The organism is Mesorhizobium sp. M7A.F.Ca.US.006.01.1.1, from assembly GCF_003997935.1.
GTDB lineage: Bacteria > Pseudomonadota > Alphaproteobacteria > Rhizobiales > Rhizobiaceae > Mesorhizobium.
This window is the reverse complement of sequence record NZ_RZQL01000405.1, coordinates 1-3,739: the sequence shown is the minus strand read 5'-3', so window position 1 is coordinate 3,739 and position 3,739 is coordinate 1. Positions and strand designations below refer to the sequence as shown.

General features: G+C 64.0%; 1 protein-coding gene and 1 pseudogene. Both read right to left on the bottom strand.

The window, feature by feature from the left end; genetic code table 11:
- Positions 1 to 3,100, bottom strand: a 3,100-nt coding sequence (locus EN943_RS35870; protein WP_164778567.1) for an efflux RND transporter permease subunit, incomplete at its 3' end; no start/stop codon positions are given.
- A gap of 198 nt (positions 3,101 to 3,298) precedes the next feature.
- Positions 3,299 to 3,691 (bottom strand): annotated as a pseudogene (locus EN943_RS35865) (efflux RND transporter periplasmic adaptor subunit); the annotation flags it as partial.
- Positions 3,692 to 3,739: the final 48 nt, after the last annotated feature.

The window sequence follows — 3,739 nt, the reverse complement described above, 5'->3', positions numbered from 1 at the left end:
GTTCCAGTTCGTCCGTCCGTCCCTCCGCCCCGCGCTTCTTCGGCTCGCGGCCGAAGAACAGGGCGTAACCGGCCGGCAGGACCAGGATGGTCAGCACCGTGGCAACCAGGATGCCGCCCATCATGGCGTAGGCGAGCGGACCCCAGAAGACACCGCGCGAGATCGGGATCAGCGCCAGAACCGCCGTCAGCGCCGTCAGCGTGATCGGCCGGAAACGGCGAACGGCCGAACCGATGATGGCCTCGTAGCGGTCCATGCCCGCGGCGATGTCCTGGTCGATCTGGTCGACCAGGATGATCGAGTTGCGCATGATGATGCCGAGCAGCGCGATGACGCCGAGAATGGCGACGAAGCCGAACGGCGCACCGCTGATCAGGAGTGCCGCGGCAGCACCGATAATGCCAAGCGGACCGGTCGCCAGCACCAGCATCGCCTTGCCGAAGTTCTGCAGCTGGATCATCAAAAGCACGACAATGACGGCCAGCATGATCGGTGCCTTGGCGGCGATCGAAGCCTGGCTTTCCGCCGAATCTTCCGCACCGCCCTGGATTTCGATCTTGTAACCGGGCGCCAGACCCGCACGCAGGTCCTTCATGTCATTGTACATCTTGGTGACGACGTCGTTGGACTGCACGCCGTCGGGCAGCGTGGCGCGCACGCTGATGGTCGGCAGGCGGTCGCGGCGCCACTCGATGCCTTGCTCCAGCACCGGCACCACCTTGGCCACCTGCGACAGCGGCACGAAACCACCGAAGTCGGTCGGGATATAGACCGAGTTGACCGAGGACAGCAGGCTGCGGCTGGCATCCGGCTCGCGGGCGACGATGGACACCGTCTCCTCGCCGTCGCGGAAGTCGTCGAGCGGCGCGCCGGACATCGTCGCCTGCAGCATCTGGCGGATGCGCTGCGAGGTGACGCCGAGTGCGCGGGCACGATCCTGGTCGATGACCAGCTTCATCGCCGGAACCGGCTCCAGCCAGTCATCATGCACGGCGCCAAGCAGCGGATCCTCACGGAACTTCGCCTTCACCTGGTCGGCGATGCGGCGCACCTCCTGGCGATCCGGCCCCATGACGCGCATCTGCACCGGCCAGCCGGTCGGCGGGCCGAGGAACAGACGATCGACCTTGGCGCGGATGGACGGGAAGTCTTGCGCCAGCACGGTACGCAACTTGACGATCAGACGTTCGCGAGCCGGTTCGTCATTGGCCATGACGAGCAGCTGGGCAAAGTTGGGGTTGCTCAGCTGCTGGTCGAGCGGCAGGAAGAAGCGCGGCGCGCCCTCGCCGATATAGGTGGCGATGAAACGCTTGTCCTTGTCGTCCATCATCTTGGTCTCGAGCGCCTTGGCCTGCGCCTCGACTTCCTTGATGCTGGTGCCTTCCGGCAGCCAGAGGTCGACGAGGATTTCCGGCCGCGACGATTGCGGGAAGAAGTTCTGCGGAATGAACTGGAAAGCCCACAGGCTGGTGCCGAAGGTGACCAGCGTCATCACCAGGACGATGATGCGATGGCGCACGGCCCAGCTGACGGTGGCACGAAGCCGGCGGTAGAAACGCGTGTCGAAGACATCGTGATGGCTGCCGGCATGCTTGCGCTGCTTGAGGATCATGTTGCCGAGCCATGGCGTGAAATAGACCGCGACGAACCAGGAGACGATCAGCGCGATGCCAACGACATAGAACAGGGTGCGGACATATTCGCCGGCGGTCGAGGCCGCGAAGCCGACCGGAATGAAGCCGGCCGTGGTGATCAGCGTGCCGGTCAGCATCGGGAAGGCGGTCGAGGAATAGGCGAAGCTCGCCGCCTCCACCTTGACCATCCCCTCCTCAAGCTTGCGCTCCATCATCTCGACGACGATCATCGCGTCGTCGACCAGAAGACCGAGCGCGATGATCAGCGCGCCGAGCGAGATGCGCTGCAGGTCGATGCCGAGCTCGTACATGATGGCGAAGGTCGCGGCCAGCACCAGCGGGATGGCGATGGCGATGACCAGGCCGGAACGCCAACCGATCGACAGGAACGAGACGACGAGCACGATCAGCAACGCTTCGCCAAGCGCATGCATGAACTCCGCCACCGCATCGGTGACGACGCCCGGCTGGTCGGAGATCTGGTCGACCGAAACGCCGTAGGGCAGCGCCTCCTCGAAGCGCTTGTAGGTGGCCTCGACATCCTTGCCGACGTCGGTAACCTTGAAGCCCTTGGCCATGACGACGCCCAACTGCACGCTGTCGTGACCGTTGAAGCGGTATTTGCGCTGGAACGGATCTTCCAGCCCCGAACTCACCGTGGCGATGTCGCCCAACCTTGTGACCTGGCCGCCGGCGCGCAGGCGCAGGTTCCTGATATCCTCGACCTTGCCGACATCGCCCTCGACGGAGATGCGCACCGAGTTGGTGCCGGTATCGACGGAGCCGGCCGGGTCGACGTTGTTCTGTCCCTTGATCGCATTCTGCAGATCGGTCAGCGTCAGGCCGCGTTCGGCGAGCGCCTTGGACGAGACGTCGATATAGAGCTTTTCCGGCTGGTCGCCGATGATGACGGCCTTCTCGACGCCGGGCGTCGTCAAAAGCATGTCGCGCGCCTGGATGGCGAACTTCTTCAGCTCGGGATAGCTGAAGCCATCGCCGCTGATCGAATGCAGGGTGATGAAGGTGTCGCCGAATTCGTCGTTGAAATACGGGCCGAGCAGGCCCTGCGGCAGGTCGCCCTGGATATCGCCGACCTTCTTGCGCACCTGGTAGAAGGCGTCGGTCACCTCGGCGGTGTTGGTGTCGCCCTTGATCTGCACGGTGATGATGGCGCTGCCGGCGCGGGTGAAGGAGCGCACGAAGTCGAGATGCGGCGTTTCCTGCAGCTTGCGTTCGATCTTGTTGACGACCTGGTCTTCCATCTCCTTGATCGAGGAGCCCGGCCAGATCGCCTGGACGACCATGACCCGGAAGGTGAAATCGGGATCTTCCTTCTGGCCCATGCGCATCAGGCCGAGCGCGCCGGAAATGATGATCAGGCCGAACAGGAACCGCGCAATGGCGGGATGGCCGATTGCCCAGCGCGACAGGTTGAAGGGCCGCTTCTCTTCCGTGGAATTGGTCATCGACGCTGGTCCATCTATCTAGCGCAACAAATCGAGGGTTCGTAGTGGCTTCCGGGCGGCAAGGCTCTCCGAGCGGAGAAGCACTCATCGCGGTGGGACGCGAAATCGATGTGGGGGTTACATCAATCGAGCGTCTCGGTCGGGCGCCTGCCGCCCGGAAACCAGCGACTGCGGGAACGCGCAGCCGGTTGTCTGTCGTCAGCGCACCTGCTTGGCGTCGCCGTCTGCCGCGGATGCCGATTGCAGCGCCGTATCGCCGGCGAGCTTCACTTTCAGGTTTTCGGTCATGAATTGCGTTCCGGCGGCGACCACGACATCGCCGGGTTTCAAACCCTCTGCGACACGCACGCCATCGGCGGCGAACTCGGCAACCTTGATCGGACGGGCATGCACGGTGTCGGCGCCACGATCGACGGTCCAGACGATCGATTGGGTGCCTTGCTCGGCCAGTGCGCTCAGCGGGATCGAGACCAGCTGCCGCTCATTGGCCGCCGAGGCTTCGATGCTGGCGGTCATGCCGAGCAGCACACGCGGATCGTTGGGCAGGCTGACGCGGACGGCAAAGGTGCGTGATTGCGGATCGGCGCTGCCGACGACCCCTTACGTAGAGATTGATGGGCTGGCGGGCACACTTAAAAA